Annotated in this window: 23 protein-coding genes and 1 pseudogene; 6 read left to right on the top strand and 18 right to left on the bottom strand. The window is 68.8% G+C overall.

Going from position 1 to position 26,211, the window contains the following annotated elements:
* Nucleotide 1 precedes the first annotated feature (1 nt).
* The 8 genes and pseudogenes from B4V04_RS09445 to B4V04_RS09480 all read right to left on the bottom strand — a co-directional run.
* Nucleotides 2–235 (bottom strand): hypothetical protein, encoded by a 234-nt coding sequence (locus tag B4V04_RS09445; RefSeq protein WP_498231121.1) that lies wholly within the window; start codon nucleotides 233–235, stop codon nucleotides 2–4.
* Complete coding sequence (locus B4V04_RS09450; RefSeq protein ID WP_498231123.1) at nucleotides 232–2,223, bottom strand: TRAP transporter permease; 1,992 nt, start codon at nucleotides 2,221–2,223, stop codon at nucleotides 232–234. Before B4V04_RS09450 ends, B4V04_RS09445 begins: the two co-directional genes overlap by 4 nt.
* Before the next feature lie 155 nt (nucleotides 2,224–2,378).
* Entirely contained in the window at nucleotides 2,379–3,512 is a 1,134-nt protein-coding gene (locus B4V04_RS09455; protein ID WP_498231124.1) for a TAXI family TRAP transporter solute-binding subunit, read from the bottom strand.
* A 111-nt stretch (nucleotides 3,513–3,623) separates the two neighbouring features.
* Nucleotides 3,624–4,052 (bottom strand): universal stress protein, encoded by a 429-nt coding sequence (locus B4V04_RS09460; protein WP_144798334.1) that lies wholly within the window; start codon nucleotides 4,050–4,052, stop codon nucleotides 3,624–3,626.
* 106 nt (nucleotides 4,053–4,158) lie between these two features.
* Nucleotides 4,159–4,980: a fumarylacetoacetate hydrolase family protein gene (locus B4V04_RS09465; protein WP_498231126.1), complete on the bottom strand. Its 822-nt coding sequence runs from the start codon at nucleotides 4,978–4,980 to the stop codon at nucleotides 4,159–4,161.
* 39 nt (nucleotides 4,981–5,019) lie between these two features.
* The gene (locus B4V04_RS09470) at nucleotides 5,020–5,367 is read right to left on the bottom strand and encodes a cupin domain-containing protein (protein ID WP_144798332.1); all 348 of its coding nucleotides are present in this window, start codon (nucleotides 5,365–5,367) and stop codon (nucleotides 5,020–5,022) included.
* Complete coding sequence (locus B4V04_RS09475) at nucleotides 5,364–6,152, bottom strand: SDR family oxidoreductase (protein WP_144798331.1); 789 nt, start codon at nucleotides 6,150–6,152, stop codon at nucleotides 5,364–5,366. The genes B4V04_RS09470 and B4V04_RS09475 overlap by 4 nt, the downstream gene beginning before the upstream one ends.
* 146 nt (nucleotides 6,153–6,298) lie before the next feature.
* Nucleotides 6,299–7,597: pseudogene (locus B4V04_RS09480) on the bottom strand (nickel pincer cofactor-dependent isomerase, group 22); the annotation flags it as partial.
* A gap of 114 nt (nucleotides 7,598–7,711) precedes the next feature.
* Between B4V04_RS09480 and B4V04_RS09485 the strand changes: the two are divergent.
* From B4V04_RS09485 to B4V04_RS09495, 3 genes are all read left to right on the top strand, one after another.
* Nucleotides 7,712–8,821 (top strand): mandelate racemase/muconate lactonizing enzyme family protein, encoded by a 1,110-nt coding sequence (locus B4V04_RS09485; RefSeq protein WP_498231129.1) that lies wholly within the window; start codon nucleotides 7,712–7,714, stop codon nucleotides 8,819–8,821.
* 63 nt (nucleotides 8,822–8,884) lie between these two features.
* A complete protein-coding gene (locus B4V04_RS09490; protein WP_498231131.1) occupies nucleotides 8,885–10,102 on the top strand; it encodes a mandelate racemase/muconate lactonizing enzyme family protein in 1,218 nt (405 codons plus the stop codon).
* A gap of 123 nt (nucleotides 10,103–10,225) precedes the next feature.
* The gene (locus B4V04_RS09495) at nucleotides 10,226–11,386 is read left to right on the top strand and encodes an acyl-CoA dehydrogenase family protein (RefSeq protein ID WP_144798327.1); all 1,161 of its coding nucleotides are present in this window, start codon (nucleotides 10,226–10,228) and stop codon (nucleotides 11,384–11,386) included.
* 40 nt (nucleotides 11,387–11,426) lie between these two features.
* Here the strand turns inward: B4V04_RS09495 and B4V04_RS09500 are convergent, their stop codons facing one another.
* Together B4V04_RS09500 and B4V04_RS09505 are read right to left on the bottom strand one after the other, a co-directional pair.
* Entirely contained in the window at nucleotides 11,427–12,386 is a 960-nt protein-coding gene (locus B4V04_RS09500; protein ID WP_498231133.1) for a D-2-hydroxyacid dehydrogenase, read from the bottom strand.
* A gap of 88 nt (nucleotides 12,387–12,474) precedes the next feature.
* Nucleotides 12,475–13,725, bottom strand: coding sequence for an MFS transporter (locus B4V04_RS09505; RefSeq protein ID WP_498231135.1), 1,251 nt, complete (start codon nucleotides 13,723–13,725; stop codon nucleotides 12,475–12,477).
* Nucleotides 13,726–13,872: 147 nt separating this feature from the next.
* On the opposite strand from B4V04_RS09505, the gene B4V04_RS09510 reads away from it, so the two are divergent.
* The gene (locus B4V04_RS09510; RefSeq protein ID WP_144798324.1) at nucleotides 13,873–14,658 is read left to right on the top strand and encodes an IclR family transcriptional regulator; all 786 of its coding nucleotides are present in this window, start codon (nucleotides 13,873–13,875) and stop codon (nucleotides 14,656–14,658) included.
* 635 nt (nucleotides 14,659–15,293) lie between these two features.
* Here B4V04_RS09510 and B4V04_RS09515 read toward each other — a convergent pair.
* Complete coding sequence (locus B4V04_RS09515; protein ID WP_498231137.1) at nucleotides 15,294–16,589, bottom strand: MFS transporter; 1,296 nt, start codon at nucleotides 16,587–16,589, stop codon at nucleotides 15,294–15,296.
* A gap of 112 nt (nucleotides 16,590–16,701) precedes the next feature.
* On the bottom strand, nucleotides 16,702–17,574 hold the full coding sequence (htpX, locus tag B4V04_RS09520; RefSeq protein ID WP_498231139.1) for a zinc metalloprotease HtpX: 873 nt from the start codon (nucleotides 17,572–17,574) through the stop codon (nucleotides 16,702–16,704).
* A 113-nt stretch (nucleotides 17,575–17,687) separates the two neighbouring features.
* On the opposite strand from htpX, the gene B4V04_RS09525 reads away from it, so the two are divergent.
* On the top strand, nucleotides 17,688–18,626 hold the full coding sequence (locus B4V04_RS09525) for an NAD-dependent epimerase/dehydratase family protein (protein WP_498231140.1): 939 nt from the start codon (nucleotides 17,688–17,690) through the stop codon (nucleotides 18,624–18,626).
* Nucleotides 18,627–18,668: 42 nt separating this feature from the next.
* Nucleotides 18,669–19,094, top strand: a complete 426-nt coding sequence (locus tag B4V04_RS09530; protein WP_498231141.1) for a hypothetical protein — start codon at nucleotides 18,669–18,671, stop codon at nucleotides 19,092–19,094.
* Nucleotides 19,095–19,107: 13 nt separating this feature from the next.
* On the opposite strand, the gene arlJ is transcribed toward B4V04_RS09530, so the two are convergent.
* The 6 genes from arlJ to B4V04_RS09560 all read right to left on the bottom strand — a co-directional run bounded on the left by arlJ (nucleotide 19,108) and on the right by B4V04_RS09560 (nucleotide 26,196).
* Nucleotides 19,108–20,844, bottom strand: a complete 1,737-nt coding sequence (gene arlJ / locus B4V04_RS09535; RefSeq protein WP_498231142.1) for an archaellar assembly protein ArlJ/FlaJ — start codon at nucleotides 20,842–20,844, stop codon at nucleotides 19,108–19,110.
* A 57-nt stretch (nucleotides 20,845–20,901) separates the two neighbouring features.
* Nucleotides 20,902–22,575 (bottom strand): archaellum flagellar ATPase motor FlaI, encoded by a 1,674-nt coding sequence (flaI, locus tag B4V04_RS09540; RefSeq protein WP_144798318.1) that lies wholly within the window; start codon nucleotides 22,573–22,575, stop codon nucleotides 20,902–20,904.
* A 73-nt stretch (nucleotides 22,576–22,648) separates the two neighbouring features.
* Complete coding sequence (arlH, locus tag B4V04_RS09545; protein ID WP_144798317.1) at nucleotides 22,649–23,401, bottom strand: archaellum protein ArlH; 753 nt, start codon at nucleotides 23,399–23,401, stop codon at nucleotides 22,649–22,651.
* Nucleotide 23,402: 1 nt separating this feature from the next.
* Nucleotides 23,403–23,900, bottom strand: coding sequence for an archaellum stator protein ArlG (gene arlG / locus B4V04_RS09550; RefSeq protein WP_498231145.1), 498 nt, complete (start codon nucleotides 23,898–23,900; stop codon nucleotides 23,403–23,405).
* Entirely contained in the window at nucleotides 23,901–24,362 is a 462-nt protein-coding gene (gene arlF, locus B4V04_RS09555) for an archaellum stator protein ArlF (RefSeq protein ID WP_498231147.1), read from the bottom strand. It lies immediately after the preceding gene.
* The gene (locus B4V04_RS09560; RefSeq protein ID WP_498231149.1) at nucleotides 24,352–26,196 is read right to left on the bottom strand and encodes a FlaD/FlaE family flagellar protein; all 1,845 of its coding nucleotides are present in this window, start codon (nucleotides 26,194–26,196) and stop codon (nucleotides 24,352–24,354) included. The genes arlF and B4V04_RS09560 overlap by 11 nt, the downstream gene beginning before the upstream one ends.
* Nucleotides 26,197–26,211 lie beyond the last annotated feature (15 nt).

Raw genomic sequence — 26,211 nt, forward strand, 5'->3', positions numbered from 1 at the left:
CTCACAGCAGTTCGAGGAAGATGAGCAGCCACCAGACGTAGCCGACCGTGAGCGCGAGCGCGGTGAGCAGCTCGAGGGCGCCGACGTACTTCTCGCCGTGGGTCCGGCGGAACGCCTGCACCTTCTCGACCCGGTTCCACACCGGCATCAGCGGCTCCGGGATGATCTCGCCGAGACCGCCGGCCTGCTGTGCGGACTGCTCGGCGACCGCCTCGGGAGAGTCGTCGTCGCTCATTGGCTCGCCCCCCTGCCGAACGGCAGCTTGAGACCGCGGATCATCACCTTCTCGGCCACGAAGACGGCGGCGAAGACGGCGATCCCGGCGATCTTCGCGACGTCGCTCGGGTACGTCATGATGAGGACGCCGAGCGTCGCGAGCAGGGCCCGCGCGCCGAGCTTCCGTCCGGGGCGCATCTTGAACGGGTAGTTCAGCCCGTAGATGATCGTCACTGCGCCGAGCAGCACGAGCAGTCCGACGTACAGCGTGCCGAGTCCGGGTTCCATCGAGATCATGGCGGGGTTGTATACGAACGCGACCGGGAGAACGAACAGCGGCGCGGCGATCCGGACCGCGGCGCCGCAGGTCCGCCAGAAGTTCGCCTCCGCGATCCCCGCCGCGATCACCGCCGCGGTCGCCACCGGCGGCGTGATCCCCGCGAGAATGGCCGCGTAGAACATCGTGTAGTGGGCCGTGATCGGCGCGACGTTGAAGTCCGAGACGAAGGTCGGCACGATGAGGATGGCCACGATGACGTACGCGGCGACCGTCGGCATGCCGACGCCCATCAGGATGGCGACGCCCATCCCGAGCAGCACCGCGAACAGCAGCACGCCGCCCGAGATGTTGATGAGCAGCAGCGCGATCTTCGCCGGGATGCCGGTCGTGCTGAACAGGTTCACGACGCCGCTGATGACGACCAGGATGATCGCGATCGGCGCCAGGATGATGGCGCCGCGCCGGATCCCGTGAACGGTGTTTTTCACCTGCGTGACGAACTCTCCGACCGGGCTGGTGCCCGAACTGTCCACGACCCGCTGGAGCGGCGGCATGAGCACCCCGGTGACCATCATCGCGACCACCGTGTACAGCGCGGACGTCATCACGGTGTACTGGACGATCCCGAGCAGGTAGATGAGCAGCGCGAACGGGACGCCGAAGCGGAGCGCCTCGAATATCTTCTTCTCCGTCGAGAGCTCGTCGTCGAAGAACTCGGAGAACTCCATGTCCTGGCTGCTGGAGTCGGAGATGGCGAGGTAGTGGACCGCGATGGAGATGGAGACGACCAGGATCGCGGCCGGCACGAGGCCGGCGACGACGATGTCGAGGTACGGGACGCCGAGGTACGACGCCATCACGAACGCGGACGCGCCCATCACCGGCGGGAGCACCTGCCCGGACGTGGAGGCGACCGCCTCGATGCCGGCCGCGCGGTGGCCCGCCATCCCGGCCTCCTGCATCGTCGGGATGGTGAACGAGCCCGTCATCGCCGCGTTAGCGGTGTACGAGCCGTTGATCGAGCCGATGACAGCCGAGGAGAGCACGGCGGTCTGAGCGATGCCGGACTCGATGTACTTCGCGGCCACGATGGCGACCCGCAGGATCAGGTCGAACGCACCGTACGCGAACAGCAGGCCGGCGTACAGCAGGAACGGCGCGATCCACGAGGCCGTGATCTGCGTGAGGCTCCCGTAGAACCCGTACAGGTCCGTGACCGTCGCCTGCAGCAGCGTCGCCTGTTGCATCCCCGCGTGCCCCAACACGCCCGGGACGTAGTTCCCGTACATCGCGTACGCGAACACGGCGAAGATGAGTCCGAGGAACACGTTGCCGAACTCGCGCCACGTGAGGTACATCAGCGAGAGGATGACCAGCCGCGCGAGCATGTACTCGTGCTCGAGCGCGTACCCCTGGCGCTGGAGGTAGACGTCCTGGAAGTTGATCGCGAAGAACGCCGACGCGGTCATCAGCGCCAGCGACGCGGGGATCAACACGGCGCCGTCGATCCAGTCGCCGTCGGCGATGGCGAGCCGCGTCTCGTTGAGCGCGTAGACGGTCAGGATGCCGCCGACGAACGCGGTGGCGAACCGCACCTGCGAGATGGCCTGCGTCTGGGCCCAGTAGAGCACCCCCGCCCAGAACAGCAGCGCCGCCGCCGTGACCGTGACGTCGAGTCCCCGCAGCAGTCCGGAGTCGGGTTCCGTCGAGGCCGTTTCCGTGCTCATTGGTGCCAGCGTACGTTAGAGATGATATTCGTCCGCCCGGGCGTGGTGGGTCGTGTCATGGTTGGTGTCTGGATTGTCGATTACGTGTTCGAGGATTTTAAATTACTGATCGGTACGCCCCGGAGAGCGGGGAGGAAAGCCGTTTTACCGGCCGATCAGGCGCTGTCGCCTTCGGTCAGGCTGTCGTCCCACGCGTCGTTGTCCTTGTAGTACTGCACGGCGCCGCGGTGGACCGGGATGTTCTCGCGGGCCGATCCGAGCATGTCCGCGGTGGACTCGAAGTCGTTGAACTGCGCTTCGCCCTCGTTGACCGTGTCGTTGTGCTCGTCGACGACGCGGCACAGCTCGTAGACGGCGTCCGGGTTCGCCTCGGGGTTGAACGTGTAGTTCACTTCGAGGTTCCAGTGGAACACCTCGTCGGTGCCGATGTCGGTGTCCGCGATGGGCCACTCGTCGTAGCTCGTGGTGCCGAACCCGGCGCCCGGGTACGACTCGGCGGACTCGCGGAGCGCGTCCGTCGGCTCGACGTAGTGGATGTCGATCCGGGAGGCGATCTCCTGAACGAACCCGGTGTACCGCACGCCGGGCGTCCCGTACGCGATACAGGCGTCGATGTTGCCCTCCTCCATCGCGCCGGGCGCGGAGTCGACGCCCATGTTCTGGATGTTCATCTCCTCGTAGACGTCAGCCGTCGGCTCCTGCGACCAGACGTCGAGCGTAGTCGCGCGCGTCGAGTAGCCCGGCTCGGCGGGGTAGACGTTCGCGCCGGCGAGGTCGTCGAACGTCTCGATCCCCGTGCCGTCGCGGGCGATGACGTAGATGCTGTACGGGAACGCGTAGAAGCCGTACTGCGGGATGCGCTCGACGCCCTGCTCCTCGAACGCGCCCCTGTCGTCGAGCGCCTTCGCCAGCGAGTTGTTGTCGGTGATGCCGGCGTTGAACTGGTTGTTCGCCATCCGGCGGATCGTCCCGATGTAGCCCGGGCTCTCGATCGTCGAGTAGCTCAGGGTGTCGCTCTCCTGGCTCACCGCGCGCTCGACGGCGAGGCCGACGTCCTGCGTCCCACCGGCCGACGTCCCGACGCGCAGTGAGAGGTCCTCGCTGCCGCCGTCGGAACCGTCGGAGCCGTCGGAACCGTCGGAACCGTCAGAGCCGTCGGAGCCGTCGGAACCGTCGGAGCCGTCGGAACCGTCCCCACCGTCGCCGCCGCTACATCCGGCGAGTCCGGTGATGCCTACCGCGCCCGTGCCGTACAGGAACTTGCGTCGATTGACTGAGTTTTCTGCCATGCTCAACCGTGTAAAATCAGTCGATCATTAACAATGTATCTGTTTGTTTCAGTTTAAACGGGGAGAATATTCCCCGTCGTGACGACCGCCGAACACGTCGCGGCCGTCGGGTTATTCGTCGAGGATGACCGTCACCGGGCGGTCGGCCGCGAGCAACACCGACTGGGTCGTGCTCCCGAACAGCATCTTGCCGGTCGGGCTCCGGCGGCGCCCGCTCATGGTGACGTTGTCGACGTCGAGTTCCTCGGCGACCTCGATGATCGTCTCGGCGGGGTCGCCGTGCTCGCGCCGCCTCGTCGTCTCGACGCCGGCCTCCGTGAGCCGGTCCTCGACGGCGTCGACGCTCTCCGGGTAGTTCTCCTCGTTCCACACGTCCTCGGAGTCGACGCGGCCGCCCTCGCCGCTGACCTCGAACCCCTCGTAGACGTTGAGTATCACCGCCTCGACCTCGTCGGCGGCGTTCGGCAGCGACGCGACGGCGTCCGCCGCGGCCAGTACGTGCTCGGCCTCCCCGCCGACGGGGAGCAGTACGCGGTACATACCGGAACCTAACCGAACAGCGGGTAATAAAGATGGCTGCCAGTGCCGGCCGACGACAACGGGCAGGGGCTCCGTCCGTCGCCGCCGCGGGTCGCGTCCGATCCCCCTACCGCGTCACCGGCGCGTCGACGGTCCCGATCGACTCGACGACCGCCCGCACCTCGTCGCCGGGGTCGATGGGCGCCGCGCCGGGCGTCCCGGTGCTGAACAGGTCGCCCGGCTCCAGCGTCATCACGTCGGAGTGGAACGAGACGATCTCCGCCGGCGGGAACAGCATGTTCCGAATCTCGTTTTCCGCCCGGACCTCGCCGTTGACCTCGGTCCGAACCGAGAGCGACTCCAGGTCGAGCGGCTCCTCCGGCACCGCGAGCGCGGCGCCGGGCACGAGGAACGTGTCGTAGCTCTTCGCCCGCGTGAGGAAGCGCGGGTTCCGCTGGAGGACGTCCTCGGCCGTCATGTCGATCACGGGGAGGAACCCCGCGATCACGTCGTCCACGTCGCCCTCGTCGACGCTCCGGCAGGTCCGACCCATCACGACCGCCAGCTCCGCCTCGGCGGTCACCCGCTCGCTCTGCTCGGTCGGCGGCAGCCGGATCGGGCCGCCCGGCCCCGTCAGAACCGACGACGGCTTCATGAAGCTCGCCGGCTCCGTCGGGCGCTCCTCGTCGAGGTCGCCGGCGTGCTCCTCGTAGTTCAGCCCGATCCCCCACAGCTTCCCGAACGACTCCAGCGGCGCGCCGAACGAGACGTCCTCGGCCGGGACGGGGTCGGCGGTCGCGTCGGCGACGTCGCCGAGCGTCCCCGCGGCCGCCCGTGGGAGCGCGTCGCGGACGCTCTCCAGGTCGGGTTCGACCGCGTCCAGGGGGACGTACCCCTCGTCGCCGCCGATCAGGGGGTCGCCGGTCACCGTGCGTGCGAGGTACTTCATCCGGGAACCGCCCCGTTTCGCGCGTTCGCTCCGCTCATCTCACTCCTCGCGGTCCGTCCAGAAGTCGAACGAGCGCCCGGGCGCGAACACGTCGAGACCGACCGCGCGCTCGTCGCCGGTGTTCTCCACTCGGTGGGCCTCGTTGGACTCCAGCAGGACGGAGTCGTTCTTCTGGAGCGTCACTTCGTCGTCCTCGGTCGCGACCGTGAGCTCGCCCTCCAGGCAGAGGCACACCTGCTCGTTCTCGTGGTCGTGCATCGGCGAGCTGTGTCCCGGCGGCTTCTCGAACCACTCGAAGGAGAACTGGTCGCTGCCGGCCATCGACACGCGCCGCCACCCCTTCTCAGGCTCGTACGTCTCCGCCTCGTCGAACGCGACCGGCCTCATAGGTTCGCCCCCGTGGAGCCGCCGTCGATCGGGAGCGCGGTGCCGTTGACGTAGCCGGACTTCGGCGACGAGAGGAACGCGACGGTGTTGCCGAGCTCCATCGGGTCGCCGATGCGTTCGAGCGGGTTCCCCGCCCAGTCGTCGAGCCCCTCCTCGTAGGAGTCGTAGTCGCCGCGCTCGACGGCGGCCTCGACGAGGTCGCGGATCCGGCTGGTCTCGTGGGGGCCCGGCAGGACGGCGTTGGCGCGTACCTCCGGCGCGAACTCCTTCGAGAGCGTCTTCTCTAACCCGATGACGCTCATCCGGACGGAGTTCGACAGCACGAGGCTGTCGATGGCCTCCTTCACGCTCCGGGAGGTGATGTTGACGATGGTGCCGCCGTCGCCCTCCTTGAGGTGCGGGTACGACTCCCGCGCCAGCCGGACGACGCTCATCACGAGCAGGTCGTAGGCGTGCTGCCAGTCCTCGTCGTCGGTGTCGAGGAAGGCGCCGGACGGGGGACCGCCCGCGCTCGTCACGAGGTGGTCGATCGTGCCGAACTCGTCGACCGTGGTCTCCACCAGGGCCGCGACCTCGTCGGCGTCGGTCAGGTCGGCCGGCTGCGCGACGACCTCGCCGGTCGCGACCGCCTCGACCTCTTCCTTCGCGGCCGCCAGTCGCTCCTCGTCGCGGCCGTTGATGACGACGTCGACGCCCTCGCGGGCCAACGCCTTCGCCGATGCCTTGCCGAGTCCGCTGGACGACGCCGTGACGAGAGCCGCGTTCCCGTCGATCTGTAGGTCCATGTCTCACCCATCCCGAGTGCGGCGTGAAAACGTTTCCCTAGAGGCAAGGGGCCGGGACCGTCCTACGCGCCCGAGCCATCGTCGGTCGAGCCCTCGACCTCCGTCGTTCCGTCAGCGAACCCCGTCGTCTCGTCTTCGAACCCCGCCGTCCCGTCGTCGAATCCCGCCGTCCCGTCGTCGAACCCGACCGTCTCCCGGCCGACCACCGTCGCCGCCGCGGGGAGGTCGTCGACGGCGGCGTCGGAGACGCGGAGCTCCCCGAGGTCCTGCGTGTTCCGGATCCAGACGATCCGGACGGTCTCGGGGTCGTACCCCCCGAGCGCCGCCAGCGCGGTCCGGAGCGCGAACTCGTCGTCCGGCGCCACCACGGGGAGCTTCGACTTCGCGAGCGACCCGCTGGTGAGCGCGTTCGCGTACGTCTTCTTCAGGTCGAGCTGGTCGACCGCGCTCCGCCGAGTGAGGTCCGCGAGCCCGATCCCGTTGCCGTTCCCCTTCGTCGCTTCGGTTAGTCCCCGCACGTAGATGAGGTCGACGTCTGGCGTCTCGGGGTCGGGCGCGTTGAGGACGCGGTAGCGACCGATGACGTTCGTGTCCATCCCGGCCCCGGAGATCTCCTTGCCGATCTCGTCGACAACGAGAAGGTCGACGTCGTCGATCGGGAGCGTCGGCATCTCCTCGTACGCGCGCTCCAAAAGCTCCGGCTCGCGGTCGAGGAACGAGCCCGCGGGGACGGCCTCCAGGTGCCCGACCTCCTCCTCGAAGTTCTCGACGAGCGCTATCCCGCCGAGGAGCGGCGTCTCGCGCTCGATGACGTCGAGCGCGGCCGTCAGCGCCTCGACGTACCCCTCGGCGATCGCCGTCGAGTGGAACGACTTCGCGCCGCGCTGCTTGCCCAGCCCGACGACGGTCATCTTCGCGAGCCCGCTCTCGACGGGCCCGGTGAAGTTGGTGTGCGCCTTCACGCGGTTCACGACGAGGACGGCGTCGGCCGCGAGCGCCGCCTCCGAGAAGTACACCGGCAGGTCGGCGTCGCCGACGGGCACCGTCGCCAGCTCCGCGGCCGCCATTCGGGCGTCGATCGGCGCGCCGACCGTCTCCTCGGTGATCCCGAGCGCCTCCAGCACCTCGCGCTGTCCCTCGACGGTCGCGCCGCCGTGGCTGCCCATCGCCGGCACCACCACGGGATCGAGGCCGCGCTCGGCGAGCCGGTCGACGACCGCCGCGGCGACCTCGTCGATGCGGTCGATCCCGCGGCTGCCGACCCCGACGGCCACGGTCGCGCCCGCGGGCAGGCCGTCGAGGTCGAGGTCGTCGAGCGCCTCGCGCGCCGCCCCGACGGGGTCGTCGAGGCGGTCGGTGTCCGGCTCGTACCGCACCCGCGCGAACCCCGGGAGCGGCTGCGGGTCGATGAGCCCGTCCACGTCGGATCGGTCGGGGAACTCCATGTGGGGCCCTCGCGGCCCCGATACAAAAGCTGCGGGTGAGCGGTCACGGCCGCCGCGGCTGAGAGTGTTGCCGATACAGCGGTCTACTTGTACCCGTGTGACGCCGCTCCACGCATGCAGATCACCGAAGTCGAGTCGTTCCCGATCAAGCTGCCGCTGGAGTCGCCCGTCTCCTTCTCCAACCGGACGCTCACCTACCGGGACCACGCGATCACGTACGTGCGGACGGACACCGGCCACGAGGGTGTCGGCTACTCGCTGGGGTACGAGGGCGCCGGCCTCATCGCCGACGCGGTCGAGTCGCTGCTCGAACCGATCCTCGTCGGCGAGGACCCCCGCGACACCGAGCGCCTGTGGCACGAGATGTACGAGGGCAACGTCCAGATCGGCCGGACCGGCCTCTTCCTGCGCGCCATCTCCACCGTCGACATCGCGCTCTGGGACGTGAAGGCGAAGGCGGCCGACATGCCCCTCCACAAGCTGCTCGGCGGCCACTCCGAGTCGGTGCCGTCGTACGCCAGCGGCGGCTACTACCGCGACGACAAGGGCCACGAGGCGCTCCGCGGCGAGATGCGGCGCTACCTCGACGAGGGCCACGACGTCGTGAAGATGAAGGTCGGGCGCCTGTCGGCCGACGAAGAGGCCGAGCGCGTCGCCGCGGTGCGCGACGAGATCGGCGACGACCGCACCCTCCTGCTCGACGCCAACGGCGTCTGGGAGTCCAGCACGGAGGCGCTCCGCAACTGCCGGGCGTTCGAGCCGTACGACCCCTACTTCATCGAGGAGCCCGTGATGATCGACCGCGTCGACACGATGGCCGAGGTGAACGACGGGATCGACTACCCCGTCGCCACCGGCGAGTTGGAGGGGACCCGGCACAACTTCGCCCGGCTCGCCGACACGGGCGCGGCGACGATCCTCCAGCCAGACGTCACCGTCTGCGGCGGGATCACGGAGTGGCTGAAGATCGCGAACCACGCCTCCGCGTACGACATTCAGATCGCCCCCCATTACAACTGGAACATCCACGCCTCCCTGCTCGGCGCCATCGAGAACGGCCTCTGGGTGGAGTACTTCTACCGCGACATGGACGTGAAGGCGTTCGACGACGTCGTCGCCGATCCCGTGAAGCCCGGCGACGACGGCACCATCGACCTCCCGGACCGCCCCGGTCACGGCGTCCCCTTGGACGAGGACGCGCTGGAGCGGTTCAGGGACGACTGACTCCGAGACGACCTGAGACCACCGACATCGGGACGACCGACCACGAGACCACGACCACCACACATGCGAGACTACTCAGACCAGATCGACACCCGCGACCCGGACCGAGACGTACAGATCACGAACATCGACGCCTGCGTCGTCGAGGGGAACTTCGAGTGGAACCTGATCAAAGTGGAGACCGACGCCGGCGTCACCGGGATCGGCGAGTCGTACCGCGGCGGCGGCGTCCCGGAACTCGTCGAGTACACGAACCGGTTCCTCGTCGGCGAGAACCCCCTCGACGTCGAGCGCCTGGTCCGGTACATCTTCCAGGAGATGTCGGGCCACGGCGGCACGACCGGGAAGGTCGTCACCGCGGCGTCCGGCATCGAGATCGCGCTTTTGGACGCCGCCGGGAAGATCCTCGGGCTCCCCGTCTACCAGCTGCTCGGCTCGAAGTACCGCGACGAGGTCCGGCTCTACTGCGACTGCCACGCCGGCGAGGCGTACGCGGTCGAGGACGGTGCGACCGCCTACGCCGACGCCGAGGCGTACTCCCCCGCGGCGTACGCCGCCGAGGCCGCCCGCGTCACCGACATGGGGTTCGAGGCGCTGAAGTTCGACCTCGACCTCCCGGCCGACAACGAGAACGACCCGTACAACGGGCGCCTGACGAACGCGGCGATTCGGGAGAAGCGGGAGATCGTCGCCGCCGTGCGCGAGGAGATCGGCTACGACGTCGACCTCGCCTTCGACTGCCACTGGGACTACTCCGTCGAGAGCGCGAAGCGGCTCGCCCACGAGTTAGAGGAGTTCGACCTGATGTGGTTAGAGGACCTGATCCCGCCGGAGAACATGGAGGCCCAGAAGGAGGTGACGAAGGCCACCCGGACGCCGGTCGCGACCGGCGAGAACCGGTTCCGCGTCTTCGAGCTGTCGGACCTGATCTACGAGCACGGCGTCGACGTCGTCACCCCGGACCCGGCCACGGTCGGCGGGCTCACGGAGACGATGCGGATCGCCGACCGCGCCGAGGAGAACTACATGCCGATGTCCCCGCACAACGTCTGTAGCCCGGTGGGGACGATGGCCTGCGTCCACCTCGGCGCGGCCACGCCGAACTTCGACCTCCTGGAGTACCACGCGCTGGAGGTCGACTGGTGGGACGACCTGCTGGCGCGCGACGAGCCGCTGATCGAGGACGGCCGCATCGAAGTCCCCGAGGCGCCCGGCCTCGGGATCGAACTCGACATGGATGTCGTCGAGGAGCACCTCCTCGAGGGAACAGACGGGTTCTGAGGCGGTTTCGGGCGCCCTCGGGCTCCGATCTCGGCCGCTCCTCGGCGCCCGCGGCGACCCCCGCTCCCGGCCGCTCGACGGGCGAGACTATACTTATTTATCCTTGGGATCGCAAGCGTTCGTATGCTCGATTACTTCGACATGGAGTCGACCCTGTCCGAGGAGGAGCGGATGCTCGTCGACTCCGCCCGGTCGTTCATCGACGGCGAGGTCGACGACATCGGCCAGCACTGGATCGACGGCACGTTCCCCGAAGAACTCATCCCGAAGATGGGCGAGATGGGCTTTTACGCGCCGAACCTCGAAGGGTACGGCCTGCCGGGCGTCAGCGAGACGGCCTACGGCCTGCTGATGCGCGAGCTCGAGGCGTGCGACTCCGGGCTCCGCTCGATGGCGAGCGTGCAGGGCGCGTTGGTGATGTACCCGATCCACGCGTTCGGCAGCGACGAGCAGAAGGAGGAGTGGCTGCCGAAGCTCGGCACCGGCGAGGCGGTCGGCTGCTTCGGGCTCACGGAGCCGGAGCACGGCTCGAACCCCTCCGCGATGGAGACGCGCGCCGAGGCCGACGGTGACGATTACGTGCTCAACGGCTCGAAGACGTGGATCACGAACTCCCCCATCTCGGACGTCGCCGTCGTCTGGGCGAAGGACCACACCGAGGACGGCACCCCCGTCCGCGGCTTCCTCGTCGAGACCGACCGCGACGGCGTCACCACCAACAAGATCGACGAGAAGCTCAGCCTGCGCGCGTCGATCACGGGCGAGATCAGCCTCCAGGACGTGCACGTGCCCGCCGAGAACGTCCTCCCCGAGGTGACGGGAATGAAGGGCCCGCTGTCGTGTCTGACCCAGGCCCGCTACGGCATCGCGTGGGGCGCGGTCGGCGCCGCGCAGGACTGCTTCGAGGTCGCTCGGCAGTACGCCACCGACCGCGAGCAGTTCGGGAAGCCGATCGGCGGCTTCCAGATGCAACAGCAGAAGCTCGCGGAGATGGCGACGCAGATCACGCTCGCGCAGCTGCTCGCCCACCGGCTCGCGGACCTCAAGGAGGCGGGCGAGATGCGGCCGCAGCACGTCTCGATGGCGAAGCGCAACAACGTCCGGACCGCCCGCGACCAGTCGCGGATCGCCCGCGAGATGCTCGGCGGCAACGGGATCACGGCCGACTACTCGCCGATGCGCCACATGACGAACATGGAGACGGTGTACACCTACGAGGGAACCCACGACATCCACACGCTGATCCTCGGCGAGGACCTCACCGGGATGCAGGCGTACCAGTAACGCTCTCTCCCGCTCTCCCCCGATTCGGCCGCTCTCTCGCCTACGCGACCTGATTCCTCAGCCCCTCGTACTCGCCGGTCTCGCCGACCCGTTCGAGGTTCTCGACGACGATGTCGGCGCACCGCTCCCAGTACTTCGGCGTGTGGCCCGCGACGTGGGGCGTCAGGAAGACGTTCTCGAACCCCCACAGGTCGTGGTCGCTCGGGAGCGGCTCCGGGTCGGTGACGTCGAGCGCGGCGCCGTGGAGCGCGTTCGCCCGGAGCGCGTCCACGAGCGCCGGCGTGTCGATCACGCCGCCGCGCGCGACGTTGACGACGATCGCGTCCGTCGGCAGCGCGGCGAGCTCGGCCTCGCCGACCAGCCCCTCGGTCGTCTCCGTCAGCGGACACGCGAGGACGAGCACGTCCGTCCCCGGCAGCACGTCGGCGAGGTCGTCGTACCCGACCACCTCGTCGGTCGGGCCGCCCTTCGCGACGGTGTGGCGGACCCCGATCGTGTCGACGTCGAACCCGCGGAACCGCTCGACCACGGCCTCGCCGATAGAGCCGAGGCCGACGACGGTCACGGTGCTGCCGGCGAGCTCGGTGAACGACTGGAAGCGGCGCCACTCCCGGCGTCGCTGGCGGCGGCGCCCCTCGTCGAGCCGCCGCGCGAACGTCAGCACCGAACCGAGCACGTGTTCGGCGATGCACGGCCCGTGGACCCCGGAGGCGTTCGTCACCGCGACGCCGCGCTCGGCGAGCGCGTCCAGCGGGAGGTGGTCGACGCCGGCGGCGTTACACGCGAACAGCCGCAGGTTCTCGGCGGCCGCCACCTCCTCGGCGTCGATGTACTTCCCGGCGATCACCGTCGCCTCCCGCAGGTAGCGGTCGTGCTCGTCGGGCGTGGCCGCGAGCCGCACCTCGCGGTCCGGGAGGCGGCGGTCGAGTATCTCCGCGTAGTCGGCGGCCGGGATCCCGTGCGCGTCGTCGTCGAGCACCGCGACGTCGATGGCGGACATGGTCCACGCGTCGCGGTCGGCCGATAAAGTACCCGTGGGTGCCGGTGGTCGGGGTCGCGGGTCGACGCCGCGGGGTCGCCTCCGAGCGCTACTCCCCCATCCGGATCGGCGGCGACGCGCTCATCAGGAGGAGGCAGACGATTCCGACGCCCCCGCCGAGCAGGCCCGTGCCGACCCCGACCGCGCGGACCGCCGTCTCGAACCCGAGCGGTCCGGTCGCGACCGCGACGGCGACGCCCATGAACACCGGAGTCGCCGTCGCCGCCGCGCGCCCGCTCCCCTCGCCGAGGCTGACGAGTCCGCCCCGCAGGTCCGCGGGCGGGAGCGTCGTGATGACGCTCCGGTAGATGGAGAGCACGAGCCCGAACCCGATCCCCATGAACGCGACGCCGACGGCGGCGACCGGGAGCGACGGGGCGAGGAAGGCCAGCGCGAGACCGGTCCCCATCGACAGGTTCGTGGCGACGAGCGGGTAGAGCCGGTCGTCGAACACGTCGGCGATCCGGCCGGCCTGCGTCGCCGCGAGCGCGTACGTGAGGCTCGCGAGCGCAGCGAGCGCCCCCGCCTCCGCCGGCGTGTAGCCGAGGACGTTGACGACGAGGATCGAGTTGTACGTGAGGAAGCCGAACCACGCGACGTTCGCGCTCCCCCGCGCGACGACCATCGTCCACGCCCGGCGGTGCGCGACCAGCGCGCGCATGTCGCCGAGCTGCGCCCGGAGCCCCGCCTCCGACCCCTCGTCGGCCGCCTCGTCGAGCGGCTCCTCGAAGTACAGGTAGACGACCGCCGCGATCGGGAAGGCAACGGCGTACAGCAGGAACGGGTACTGCCACGCCATCCCGACGAGGACGCCCGCGGCCAGCGGGAACGCCGTCTGCGAGAGCCCCGAGCCGGTGAACCGGAGCCCCTGTGCGGTCGCCTCCTTCGTCCCCGCGTACAGGTCGCCGAGACTTGTGATGATGATCGGCGTGAGCGCGGCGAAGCCGATCCCCTGGAGCGCGCGGAGGGCGAGCGCCGCGCCGAAGGTGGAGACGAAGGCGATGGCGGTGCCGGTGAGCCCGAACCAGACGAGCCCGAAGATCAGCACCGGGCGCCGCCCGTACCGGTCGGAGACCACGCCCGCGATCGGGATGACGACGATCGACGGCGCGGTGAACGCCGACATCATGAGCCCGATGTTCGCCGTCGACGCGCCCAGCGGCTCGACGAGCGAGCCGAGCACCGGCGAGAGGAGCGCGGTGCCGAGCGGCGGGAGCACGTTGATGAGCAGCAGGAGCTGGAAGGGCCGCTCCCGGACGATCCCCGAGTCGGCTCCCGCGATCGACGAGAACGATACCACGCTTGGCCGCAGACGGTCGCCCGAATTAAACCTACGCGTTGGGGCAGTCGGCCGCGTGTCGGCGCGTCGCCGCCGGCGACGGCCGCGACCGCCAGTATTCGTTCGACAGAATCGAACGCTTATGTGGCCGGAGTCCGACGCGTGTGTATGGACGAACGGCCGACAGGCGCCGACGAGCCGGAACGAGACGCGGTACGGACCGCCGAAACGATGTTCGACGTCGTGCAACGGCTCGTCGACAACGACGGCGCGTCGCTGGCCGAGCTGGCGGCCGAGCTCGACTACGCGAAGAGCACGGTGCACCGCCACCTCCACACGCTGGAGGACCTCGGCTACGTCGTCCGGCGCGACGGCGGCTACCACGTCGGGCTCCGGTTCCTCGAGGTCGGCGTCACGGCCCGGAGCAGCTACCGCGGGTACGACCTCGTCCGCCAGAAAGTCGAGGAGATCGCGGCGGTCACCGGGGAGCGGGCTCAGTTCTTCGTCGAGGAACACGGGAAGGCGGTGTACCTCGCGCGGGCCGTCGGGGACCAAGCGGTCCGCACCGACCCCGGTATCGGCAGTCGCATCCCTCTGTACGCGGCGTCGGCCGGGAAGGCGATCCTCGCCGAGCTGCCCGAGTCAGAGCTGTCCGACATGTTCGAACGCATGTCGTTCGATCCGGTGACGGAACACACCATCACCGACCCGGACGAGCTCCGCGCGGAGATCGAGGCGGGGCGCGAGCGCGGCTACTTCTTCAACAGGGAGGAGTCGCTCCGCGGGACCCACGCCGTCGGCGTCGCCATCTGCGGCCCCGACGGCGAGGTGATCGGCGGGCTCAGCGTCACCGGCCCCTCTCATCGCCTGAACGGGGACCGACTCGAGTCCGAGATACCGGATCTCCTCCTCGGCGCGGCGAACGAGCTCGAACTCAACATCGCGCACTCGTAGCGCCGGACTGCGGCCGTCCGCGGCCGCCTCTCCGTTCGATGTGCTCGAATGCGATGGTCCGCCGTCCGACGGCGGCCCGCTTGCGCTCCGTCGCGGCTTCGACTAACACGAGTACTGTTGTTATTCTGACCTCACTCGGACGCCGACCGTTTCCAGCGAGGGTCGATCCGCGCCCGCGTATCTCGACCGAAGCTCTGCCACGAGGATCTAACTACAATATGATGTATCGAAAATACGCTCACATCTCGTAAACTTCGTACTAGCTCGTTCCGCGAGCGCTCGCCGGTGGAGAGGCCGTCGCACGCGTTCCCGGAGTGCGTCGGCATCGATCGCGGACGCCTCACGGCGGCGCTTTGAAGTGACAGATCGATCTATTATCCATGTTTTATTTAAATATGTCCGCCTCATCCCGATTTCATCCGGGCGTTTGATTCATTCTGCCGAGCCCGCTCGCCCCGTTCGTTCGAAGAGCGAGTCGGACTCTCACCGTCTGCTCGCGGACTCATCTCGGATCTCCTGTCTCCGGTCGTACTCGATCGACTTATACATCAAAATCAGTGAGTGTATGTATTTTTGGTACTATCTCGAACTATCGCGGGATCACCGACCGGGACGGCGGAAGCGCGTCCGGGGCTTCACCGACCGCCCGCGCTCGGCCGCCGTCGCTCTCGGACGGCGAGCCAGACGGCGCTGCAGAAGGCGAGGCCGACGGCGACCGTCGTGAGCGAGAAGGCGATCCGGTAGCCGAGCTCGGTGTAGGCGACGGCCCCGGAGACGACGTCGCCCGTCCGGTAGCCGTCGAGGACGAACCCCATGGCCGTCGGGAGGACCGCGCCGCCGACGAATCCGGCCCCGTTCACGGTCGCCGTGGCGACCCCGCTCGCGCCGGCCGGGTACTTCTCCTTGATGATCGGGAGCGCGAGCATGACGAACCCGAGGCTGAACCCGATCAGGAAGAACGTCGCGCCGACGACGGGAAGCGGCGGGTCGCCGAAGACGGGGACGACTCCGAGCACGAGCGTGAACAGGCCGAGCCCGGCGATCATCGGGCCCAGACGCGTCCCGAGCCGATCCGAGACGCGCCCCGTCGCCGGCGCGCCGAGCAGCATGCCGATCGCCCCGACGAGCGTGAACGACGAGGCGGTCGTCACGTCGAGCCCGTAGACGACGACGAGGTACGGGACGCCCCACAGCCCGATCACGGTGAGGATCGAGCCCATCGCCGAGAAGAACACGACCGAGAGCAGCCACTGGTCGGGGTCGGACCGCAGCGCGCGCAGGTGCCCGACGGTCTCGTCGAGCGTTATCGACGGCTGCTCCGGGACGTTCTCGATCGGGGCGAGCCCGGCGTCGCGCGGCGATCGACGCACGAGCGCGAAGACGGCCACGGCCGCGAGGAAGCCGACGGCCGCGAGCGCGAGCACCGTCGGACGCCAGCCGACGCGGTCGATGGCGACCGCCAGGGGAACCGTGGCGAAGATCGCGCCGAGCCCGGCGATACCGGTCGTCACGCCCGTCATCGTCGCGAACTCGTCGACGCGGAACCAGTTCGCGCAGAAGCGGAGCGTGGAGACGAAGATCACGCCGCTCCCGAGCCCGATCGCCCCGCGGAAGAGGAACGCCGAGAGGTAGCTCCCGCTGAGCGTGAAGCCGATCGCGCCGACGCTGAGCACGACCGCGCCCGCGGCCCCGACGTACCGCGCGCCGTACCGGTCCGCCAGCACGCCGGTCGGGATTTGGACGGCGGCGTAGATGATGAAGAAGGAGGCGTGCAGCGTCCCGAGCTGCGCCGCCGTGATGCCGAACGCGTCGATCAGCCGCTCGGACAGCACCGCCGTCGAGAGCCGGTGCACGTTGACGAGCAGGAAGACGACCGCGAGCGACCCCCACCCGAGCCAGCGTCGCTTCGTCGGATCGGCGAGCAGACCCATGGCTGCCGTGCTCGGCCCGACGACAAAAACGGCGCACTTCGCGTTCGCGTTTGCCGGGTCCGGACGGCTCACCCGACCGGCCGCCGGACCGCGACCGATCGATCCCGCCGACTCAGGCGGTCTCCATCTCGCGTTCGAGCTCGCGGAGCCGCTCGACGCGGTTCTCGGTCGACGGGTGCGTCGAGGCGATCTTGCCGATGAAGCCGGAGCGGATCGGGATGATGAAGAACGCGTTCATCTCCGCCTCCTGACGGAGGTCCTCCTCCGGGACGCGGTCCATCCGTCCGTCGATCGTCATCAGGGCCGACGCGAGCGCGCCGGGCTTCCCCGTGATCAGCGCGGCGCCGCGGTCGGCGGTGTACTCGCGGTACCGCGAGAGCGCCCGGATCAGCAGGAACGAGACGATCCAGACGACGATCGACGCGAGGATCGCGACGATGACGGGCGCGCCCTGTCGGTTGTCGCCGCTGAACAGCCACCCCCACCGGACGATGAAGAAGGCGATCGTCGACAGGAACGAGGCGATGGTCATCACCATCACGTCGCGGTTCTTCACGTGCGCGAGCTCGTGGGCGAGCACGCCGTCGAGCTCGTCCTCGTCTAACGACCGGAGCAGCCCGGTCGTCACCGCGACGGTCGCGTTCTTCTTGTTCCGACCGGTCGCGAACGCGTTCGGCACCTGCGTGTCGGCGACGGCGACCGCGGGCTTCGGGAGGTCGGCCTGCTGGCTCAGGCGTTCGATCCGGCGGTGGAGGTCCGGGTACTCGTCGGCGCTCACCTCGCGGGCGCCCATGCTCCGCAGGGCGAGCTTGTCGCTGAAGAAGTACTGGGCGAACGAGAACGCCCCGAACATCGCGAGCGTGAAGAGAATCCCGACGTTGAACACCTCGATCAGGACACCGATGAACACGACGTAGAGGGCGAAGAGCAGGAACATCGTGAACCCCATCCGTCCACGCAGTCCCCAGTCGGTCTTCCATTCCATACCCGAGTTTTACCGTTCGCCGGATTAAAGCCTGCCGGGGTTCCGACACGGCGACCGATCTCGCCCGACCGCGACGACGGTGCGCTTTTGCCTCGCCGCGGCGACCCGCACGCATGGAGACCGTCCTCGTCACCGGCGGCCGCGGCGCCTCCGGGCGCTGGGTCGTCGACCGACTCGCCGGCGACTACGAGGTCGTCGTCGCCGACTACGAGCATCCGGGACTCGCCGCCGACCCGGCCCCGCACGTCTCGTTCCGCGCCGCCGACCTCGCCGACCGCGGCGAGGCGCTCGACGTCGTCCACGCGGTCGACCCCGACGCGGTCGTCCACTGGGCGGCGATCCCGGTCGCGGGAACCCACCCCGACGGACGCGTGTTCGAGACGAACGTTCACGCCGCGAAGAACGTCCTCGACGCCGCCGGCCGCGCCGACGCCCGGATCGTGCAGGCGTCGAGCGACGGCGCGTACGGCTTCTTCTTCGCGGAGCCGACCCCGTTCCCCGACGAACTGCCGGTCACCGAGGACCACCTCCTCCGACCGGAGGATCCGTACGGGCTCTCGAAGGTGACCGCGGAGGCGGCCGCCGGCGCGGTCGCGCGCCGCGAGGACGTCCCGGCCGTCTCGGTCCGCCCGTCCTGGATCCAGTACCCCGGCGCGTACGCCTGCCGGAGCGACGGATACGTCGACGACCTCGACGCCGGCGCCGGCAACTTCTGGTCGTACGTCGACGCTCGCGACGTCGCCGACCTCGTCGCCGCCGCGCTCGAGGAGACCGCGAGGCCGGACCCGTCCGTGGCGCCCGGCACCCACGAGGCCGTCAACTGCGTCGCGGCGGACAACGCGCTCGACCGTCCCCTGCTCGACCTCCTGCGCGAGTCGTACGGCGAGGTCCCGGACGACTGCGCGATCGACGGCAACGCCCTCGCCGAGGGCGACGACCGGGGCGCCTACGCGGTCGCGAAGGCCGACCGGCTGTTCGGGTGGGAGCCGAGTCGGTCGTGGCGGGAGGCGGCGGACGACGACGTCAGCGAACCGACGCTGTTCGAGCGATAGAGACGGTGGTTTTTATTCGGCGTAGACGACACGGAAAGGGCAATGGATCGAAGGGCGGTCGAAGTACGCGGGACGGCGGTGGAGGAGCTGCCGGAGTCGCTGTACGATACCCTCAGTCAGACCGACGGGGAAGCGGAGAGAACGGTACAGCTGGGAGGGTCGCTGTACGGTAGTCCGGATCAGAGCGACGGAGGATCCGTCGTGAGGCACTCGGGCGACGGATTCGACGTCATCGCGGCCGAACAGTACTACCTGCGGACGAACTCGGACCTCCAAGCGACCATCGTTATCGAACGGGAAGCCGCGGACCGGGCGTCCGTGACGGTGATGGCCGGTGGCGGCGCGACCGGACTGGGGCCCCTGAGCTGGGACTTGGGTTCGGAATCGGCGCAGGCCGACACCCTCGTTTCCGTGCTCGGAGACGTGTGCGATCAGCTGGGATTGACGCTTGACCCGGACGAACAGTGATTTCACTTCATCCCTAAATCGAGAGGATCGCGTTGACCAGCGTCCGGGTCGCGATCGCCGTCGCCGCGCCGAGCCACGTCAGCAGGACGAAGTGGATGTACCCGTTCGCGGGGTTACCGCCGTCGATCCGGCGGATCATCTGCGAGGAGAGCGCGGCGTTGAACAGGACCACCGTGAGCAGCAGGTACTCGATCAGCGGGATGTCGTACGCGCCGGGGTAGACGATCTGGCCGATGTCCATCTGTTCGAGCCCGAAGTCCGCGGTAAGGTCGGCTAAGATCGCGACGATCTCCAGCCCGATGAAGAAGGCGAACGTCGCCGCCGCCGTGATCCCGTACAGCAGCCCGATGAACGTCATCGCCGCCTGCCGCCGCTGCTCGCGCAGCTGGTTCACGGCGTTCATGTTCTTCGAGATCAGCTCGCCGAGCTGCTTCGGGTCCCCGCCCATCCGCCGGCCGACGAGGTACATCTCGGAGAACTTCTGGATGAGGTACGACCGCGTGTCGTAGGTGAACTGCTCCCACGCCCCCTCGGTGCTGATCCGCATGTTGAGCCGGCGGTAGAGCCGATCTATCGCCGGCGAGAGGTCGCCGAAGTTCTTCTCGCGCAGCGTGGTCAACACGTCCGTCGTCGTCGACTGTTTGGCGCTCTCGGTGGCGCCGAGCGCCCGGACGAAGGAGGGGAACTCGCCGTCGCGGGCCGTGATCTGTTGTTCCTCCCGCCTGAGGACGACGCCCGTGATGATCAGCGGCGAGATGGGGACCGCGAGGTACAGCGGGAGCCGGACGTCGTCGACGAACCAGAGCAGCCCGGGGAGCCCGGGACCGTAGCCGAACATCCCGGCCGCGGTGATCCCGATGATCAGGAAGGAGAGCCCGCCGCCGACCCCGAGCGACGCCCACAGCCTCAGGTCGCCCGGCGCGCGCTCCTCCGGGTGGAACCAGATCGGGTCGTACGGCGAGGTCGCCCGGATCATCGCGTAGAAGCCGAGCTGGACGAAGACGAACAGGACGATGACGGCCGCCACCGTCGCCGTCGGGTCGTTCCCCGTGAGGATCGGGAGGACGATGGCGAAGACGAGGGCGAACGTCATCGAGAGGATCATCGACATGTACAGGTCTTTCATCACCTCCAGGTTCGCCAGCGAGGACTCGTACACCGTCTCGTACTTCGCGAGCATGACGTCCTGCTCGGAGACGAGGAACTCCTCTAGCGACTGGCCCGCCCCCATCGTGTAGCCGAGCCGGTCGAAGAAGTCGGCCATCGCGTCGGAGGGGACCTCCTCGGCCCGCCGGCGACACGCGTCGTCGAGGCTCTGGTTCCACGTGTCGACGAGGTGGACGACGCGGGCGATCTCCTCGGCGGCGACCCCGTACTCCTCCTCGTTCGCCAGCGTCCGGAACACCTCCATGCGGTCGATGTTCGTCGTCGACAGCACGGTCATGTGCGTCATCACGAGGTGGAGCTGGTTGTCGATCTGGTTCTCTAAGCTGGAGAGGTAGATCTTCGGGTAGATCACCGCCGCGACGAGCACGAGCCCGCCGAACATCGGGACGGGGACCCGCGCCGCGAACGGCAGGGGGAGGACGAACAGGCCGACGACGCTCGCGGCGAACACGAGGACCGCGGGGAGCAACACGAGCCCGACGTACTTCCGCTTCGAGATGTCGAGCCTGTCGTACGACTCCATGACCGCCGAGGTCAACTCGGCCGCGGTCGCGAGCCCGTTGCCGACTCCTTTCACCGACATGCTACCGTGCAACCCCCTTCATCTCCGCCGTCCCGGTCGACTCGACCATCGCCGCGATCACCTGACGTTCCGGTGCATGTCGAAGGGGAGCCCCTCGACGCCGTCGCGCTGGAAGGAGTTGATCGCGTCGTTCACCTCGTGGTAGCCCAAGATGCCCTCCTGGATCATCCGCTCGATGAGCTCCGCGCGGAACTCCAGGTCGTCGTAGATGTCGCGGGTGTCGGCGTAGCCGAGCAGCGTTGCGATCTGCTCTTCGAGCACGTAGGAGTTGTTCATCCCCTGGAAGACGATCTCGTCTTCGACGGGGTCCCAGCTGAACACCTCGCGGGTGACGACCCCCTCCATCTCCTTGGAGTACCCCTCGATCTCCTGGACGCTCGTCACCCGGCGCAACACCTTGTCGCCCTGCTTCACCCGGTTCTGGAACAGCGCCACGTCCGCGTTGTCCATGAACGTCTCCGGCACGTTGATCGGCTCGGAGGTGAACCGCTGGATCATCGAGACGATGTCGGACGCGTGGAACGTCAGCATGACCGGGTGGCCGGTCTGGGCCGCCTGGAACGCCATGCGCCCCTCGGCGCCCCGGACCTCGCCCACGATGATGTAGTCGGGGCGCGACCGCAGCGCGGCGGCGACGAGGTCGAACATGTCGACGTCGGAGCTCCCCTCGCCTCCCCCCTCGCGGGTCAGCAGCTGCTGCCAGGTGCTGTGCGGCGGGATGACCTCGGCCGTGTCCTCCGCCGTGTAGATCTTCGAGTCGTCGGGGATGTACGAGAGGATGGCGTTCAGCGTCGTCGTCTTCCCGGACGCCGTCTCCCCGACGACGAACACCGTCTGCTCGTTCTCCAGACAGAGCCAGAGGTACGCCGCCAGCTGCGGCGACAGCGTCCCCCAGTTGGTGATCTGGTTGATCGACAGCGGCACCTCGTCGCCCTGCCGGATCGTGAGCGAGGACCCCTTCAGCGAGACGTCGTCGGAGTAGATGATGTTGATACGCGACCCGTCGGGCAGCGTGGAGTCGACGATGGGGTCGGAGTCGGAGAGCGGGTCGCCGATCCGCTCGCCCATGTTGCGCAGCCAGTTGTCGAACTCCCCTTTGGTGCCGAAGTCGACGGTCGTCTCCAGCATGCCGAAGGTGCCGTGGTCGACGTGGCACTCCTTCGGGCCGATGACGTGGATGTCCTCGTTGGCCGGGTCGCGCATCACCGGTTCGAGGGGGCCGAGCCCGACGATGTCGCGGTTAAGCCGGTAGCGGATGTTCTCGTACGTCTCCTCCGTGACGGAGAGCCTCCCGAAGTTCCGGATCTTCGAGAGCCCGCGGCGCCACCCGGTGGTCCCGTCGTCGACGTGGGTCACCTCCTCTAACAGCTCCTCGATGAGGTCGTCGTACTCCGCCTCCGAGTCGGGAGCGCTGTGCTGGCCGCTCGCGGAGAGCAGCCGGCTCTTCACCTGATTGAGGATCTCGGCCTGCGGGCCGGACACCTCCGGTTCGATGGCGTAGTACTTCGTGTCCTGCCCGAGGTCGCCGTAGATGTGGCTGTATATCGGCCCGCCGACGGGGTAGATGACGTTCGGGCGGTTCGACTCGTACTCGTCTTTCGGCTCCTCGATGAACTGCGGGAACTCCCCCGTGATCTGCTTGAACTCCCGGAGGTGTTCCCGGAGGTGCGGCCGCCGCATGGCGGCCTTCCGGAGCTCTTCCGACGGTTTCGCGGTTCCGTGTTCGGTCATGGTCTCCTCTCTTCTCCGTCGTTCGCCTCTCGCCCGCCCGAGACGGCGGTCCCGTCGCGGGCGGTCGGCGCCATCACGCGACGCTGCGGCTCTCGATGACGATTCCGGTGCCCGATCGGACCGAGAACCCGATCGTGTCCCCGACCTGTTCGCCCATCCCCGCGAAGCGCTTCACGTTGATCTGCCGGCGGATGTCGTTGCCGACCTCGATCATCTCCAGCTGGAGGAAGACGTCCGCGATCGACCGGAACGGGCCGATGGCGTCGTCGTCGACCGCCGAGGGGTCGACGGTGAGCACGACGACCTTCCCCTGCGAGATGATGTCGCGGAAGAAGGAGATGATCTCCAGCGCGGCCTGCCGCTCCTCGTTCTTCCGGACGAGCGCCTCGAACGTCGGGTCGTTCCGGAAGATGGCGTCGAACGTGTCGAGGAAGACGACGTCGGAGTTCCACATCGCCTCGGCGTTCATCAGTCGCTTGAGCAGCTCCTTTCGCTCGCCGTCGCCGTCGGAGAACGCGCCCCCGGAGTCGAAGTCGGCGTGGAGGAAGAGCAGCTCCTCGTTCAGGAGCGGCTTCACCATGTCGTACTCAAGCGAGTGCATCTGGTCGATGAACCCGCGGACGGTGAGCTCCGTCGACATCATCGTGACGGACGCCCCCTCCTCGACGAGCCCGTAGGCGAACCGCTGGGAGATGGCGCTCTTGCCGGCGCCGTAGTCGCCCTCCATGAGGACGATGCTGCCGCGGGGGATCCCCCCGCCGAGCTCCTTGTTCAGCCGGTCGCGCTCGCCGAGTCCGATCGAGAGCAGGTTGTCGGTGCGGGGCATCTCAGTTCGCCTCCGTGCGGAACTGGAACAGCTCCTCGTCGCCGTTCACCGTGAGGTACACCCGGTGGTCCGTCCCCGGGTCGAGACCCTCGTTCGTCTCGCCCAGCCGGTTGGTGTCGATCGTGAGCCGCAGGACGTCCCCGCGGTCCCACGCCGCGCCCGCGCCGGCCGAGACGAGCTCCCCCTCCGTCGCGCTCGGCGGGACGTAGCTCCCGTCGAAGACGACGTCGATCCCGGAGCCGTCCGGGTTGAGCCGCTGTGTCCCGGTGTTCTTTATCAGCAGCGTCACGTTCTCGTTCCCGCTCGCGTTGTACACCCCGGCGCTCGCGTCGGAGATGACCGTCACGTCGGTCCGGAGCTGCTCGGTCGCGTCGATCCCGGCGTCCTCGACGGCCGCGCTCACGCGGTCGACGCCGGTCGTGATCGTGCCCACGACGCCCGCGGCGATCACGAGGCTCGCGATGAACAGGATGAGGTGCGACACCGGAACGCTGGCCATCTACGCGCTCACCTCCGCCGCGTCGCGGACCCCGGACTCGACCACGAGGACGACACGGGTCTCGTTCGCGACCACGTCGGTCGAGAGGTCCGCCTCGTTCACGGTCACCGTCAGCGTCTCGCCGCCGAGCCAGAGCTCGGTGTCGCCGTCGCCGTCGACGGTCGTGGTCGCGTTCGGCCCGCCCACGTCGACGTACTCGTTGCCGACGACGAGCGTCGCGTCGGTCGCGATCAGCCCGACGGAGCCGTCGTTGGTGGCGTTGACGGTCAGCGTCGTGCCGTCGTACGTCGCGTTCGTCACGGCGAAGTCGGTGTTCTGCCGCTCCAGCGAGCGCTCCTGGATCCCCTGTTGCGCGTCGGTGACGCGGTCGAAACCGTTGGCCGCCACGGGGTAGAACGCGGTGAACGCGAAGAACAGCCCCGCGACGATGATCGCCGTCGACGCGGAGACGCTAACGCCCATCGCCCCACCCTCCGTCGGCCGGATCGGCGCGGTCGGAACGCGGGTTCGGGTCGTTCATCGGTCGCGGGGAGCCGCCGTTCCGATCGCGTCCGTCGGGTCGGTCGTCGCCGCGGGACCGTTCTTCGCGGCTATCCGCCCGGTCGTCGCCGCGCCCCGCCCGCTCGTCCCGTCGTCCCGCGTCGCCGCGGCCGTTCGCTCGGGGCTCCGCGGAGTCGTCACGCCGGCGCCCCTCGGAGCCTTCCCGGCGCCGCCCGCCGCGTTCTTCGCGTCGGCCGCGCCCGCGGTCGCGCCCGCCGACCGACGGCGGGCCGCCGCCGACCAGCGAGCCGCCGGCGAGGTCGTCCCACCGGTCGAGCAGCAGCAGGTGGCCGCTCGTCCCGTTGAGCTGGGTCACGTATCGGAGGCTACGAGTGTGATGCTCCCGAACCAGCCGGTCGGTCCCCGGCCGATCGACGAGGTTGCGGTCGATGGTGCCGAAGCCGGAGAGGAAGTCCCGGAGCCGCGCCGCGGCCTCCGGGCCGACCCACTCGATGCGCTCGTAGTAGTTGATCGCGCGCACCGCGTCGGTGACGTCGCTCTCGGAGACGAGGAACTCCAGCCACTCCATCACGAGGAGGTCGCCGACGTAGTCGCCGGGAAGCGACGTGAGGTACGGCTTCCCGCGGCTCCCGGAGAGGTCGTCCTCGCCGACGTACTCGAAGCCGCCGCCGTTCGCCTCGGCCGGATCGCCGCCGGGCTGCGGACCGCGCGCCCGCTCGGCCGCCGGCTCGTGTTCCGGTTCGGAATCTCGTTCGTGGCCGTTCGTCGCGGGCTCGGCGTCGGTCGCCGCTCCCTCGTCGAACGAGTCGACGTCGTCGTCGAGGTCGTCGAACGAGTCGTCCTCGCCGTCGAACGGATCCGTATCGTCGCCGAGGTCGTCGAACGAGTCGTCCCCGTCGTCGAACGAGCCGGCCTCGTCCTCGAACGGGTCCTCGTCCGCGGAGGCGTCCGCGTCGCCGTCGTCCCCCTCCTCGTCGGCCCAGTCGGCCTCCCCGGCGTCGTACTCCTCTTTCAGTTCGCTGAAGCTCTTTCCGTCGTCGTTCATGTCGTCTCCCTCGTCCGCCGCCGCGGCCTCGGACGAGGCGTCGGCGGAATCGCCGTCGTCCGTGTGGTCGTCGCCCGGTTCCCCGTCCAGCTCGTCGAACCCGTCGCCGCCGTCGTCGAATCCGTCGTCGAGCATCTCGTCGTCGAAGAACCCGTCGGCGTCGGCGTTCGCGACGTCCTCGTCGAGCTCGTCTCCCCCGTCGTCCGCCTCGTCGTCGTCGAAGAGGCCGAACGACCCCTCGCCGCCGCCGCTGACGCTGTCGAAGCCGCTGGAGTCGTCGACGAAGGGGTTGATCCCGCGGGTGACCATCTCGTAGATGTCGAGCAGGTTCCTGACGTCCTCCTCGATGTCGTCGACCGCGGCCGAGATCTCCTCGTTCTCCGACCGGACCGTGGACACCGTCGAGGAGAGCGAGGCGACCTCGTTCTCCAGGTCGTCGAGCCGCTTCTCCAGCTCGTCGGTGTCGGCCCCGGCGCCGCCGGCACCGCCGCCGTCGTCGAAGCCGTCGTCCCACTCGTCCATCCCGTCGAAGTCGTCGAAGTCGTCGCCCATGCCGCCGCCGCCCATGCCGCCACCGCCGCCCATCCCTCCGCCGCCGAAGGGATCGTCGTCGCCGCCCATGCCTCCCGAGTCGTCGTCGGAGCCGCCGTCGTCGAGGAAGCGATCGAGGACGCTCGCACCGACGAGCCCCAGCGTGGCGACTGCCCAAGCGGCCGTTGGAGCTCCCCACACCGGTAGTTCGAGGCCCATTACCGAGTACGACCC

It is taken from the genome of Halorubrum sp. B52, assembly GCF_059752555.1.

Bases quoted from the DNA above. Each gene is read 5' to 3' on its own strand.
- B4V04_RS09445 (WP_498231121.1), bottom strand. From the start codon at position 235: ATGAGCGACGACGACTCTCCCGAGGCGGTCGCCGAGCAGTCCGCACAG.
- B4V04_RS09470 (WP_144798332.1), bottom strand. From the start codon at position 5,367: ATGAGGCCGGTCGCGTTCGACGAGGCGGAGACGTACGAGCCTGAGAAG.
- arlF (WP_498231147.1), bottom strand. From the start codon at position 24,362: ATGGGCGTTAGCGTCTCCGCGTCGACGGCGATCATCGTCGCGGGGCTG.
- B4V04_RS09450 (WP_498231123.1), bottom strand. From the start codon at position 2,223: ATGAGCACGGAAACGGCCTCGACGGAACCCGACTCCGGACTGCTGCGG.
- arlG (WP_498231145.1), bottom strand. From the start codon at position 23,900: ATGGCCAGCGTTCCGGTGTCGCACCTCATCCTGTTCATCGCGAGCCTC.
- B4V04_RS09495 (WP_144798327.1), top strand. From the start codon at position 10,226: ATGCTCGATTACTTCGACATGGAGTCGACCCTGTCCGAGGAGGAGCGG.
- B4V04_RS09455 (WP_498231124.1), bottom strand. From the start codon at position 3,512: ATGGCAGAAAACTCAGTCAATCGACGCAAGTTCCTGTACGGCACGGGC.
- B4V04_RS09560 (WP_498231149.1), bottom strand. From the start codon at position 26,196: ATGGGCCTCGAACTACCGGTGTGGGGAGCTCCAACGGCCGCTTGGGCA.
- B4V04_RS09475 (WP_144798331.1), bottom strand. From the start codon at position 6,152: ATGGACCTACAGATCGACGGGAACGCGGCTCTCGTCACGGCGTCGTCC.
- B4V04_RS09460 (WP_144798334.1), bottom strand. From the start codon at position 4,052: ATGTACCGCGTACTGCTCCCCGTCGGCGGGGAGGCCGAGCACGTACTG.
- B4V04_RS09515 (WP_498231137.1), bottom strand. From the start codon at position 16,589: ATGGGTCTGCTCGCCGATCCGACGAAGCGACGCTGGCTCGGGTGGGGG.
- B4V04_RS09525 (WP_498231140.1), top strand. From the start codon at position 17,688: ATGGAGACCGTCCTCGTCACCGGCGGCCGCGGCGCCTCCGGGCGCTGG.
- B4V04_RS09510 (WP_144798324.1), top strand. From the start codon at position 13,873: ATGGACGAACGGCCGACAGGCGCCGACGAGCCGGAACGAGACGCGGTA.
- arlJ (WP_498231142.1), bottom strand. From the start codon at position 20,844: ATGTCGGTGAAAGGAGTCGGCAACGGGCTCGCGACCGCGGCCGAGTTG.
- B4V04_RS09490 (WP_498231131.1), top strand. From the start codon at position 8,885: ATGCGAGACTACTCAGACCAGATCGACACCCGCGACCCGGACCGAGAC.
- htpX (WP_498231139.1), bottom strand. From the start codon at position 17,574: ATGGAATGGAAGACCGACTGGGGACTGCGTGGACGGATGGGGTTCACG.
- flaI (WP_144798318.1), bottom strand. From the start codon at position 22,575: ATGACCGAACACGGAACCGCGAAACCGTCGGAAGAGCTCCGGAAGGCC.
- B4V04_RS09530 (WP_498231141.1), top strand. From the start codon at position 18,669: ATGGATCGAAGGGCGGTCGAAGTACGCGGGACGGCGGTGGAGGAGCTG.
- B4V04_RS09485 (WP_498231129.1), top strand. From the start codon at position 7,712: ATGCAGATCACCGAAGTCGAGTCGTTCCCGATCAAGCTGCCGCTGGAG.
- B4V04_RS09465 (WP_498231126.1), bottom strand. From the start codon at position 4,980: ATGAAGTACCTCGCACGCACGGTGACCGGCGACCCCCTGATCGGCGGC.
- B4V04_RS09500 (WP_498231133.1), bottom strand. From the start codon at position 12,386: ATGTCCGCCATCGACGTCGCGGTGCTCGACGACGACGCGCACGGGATC.
- arlH (WP_144798317.1), bottom strand. From the start codon at position 23,401: ATGCCCCGCACCGACAACCTGCTCTCGATCGGACTCGGCGAGCGCGAC.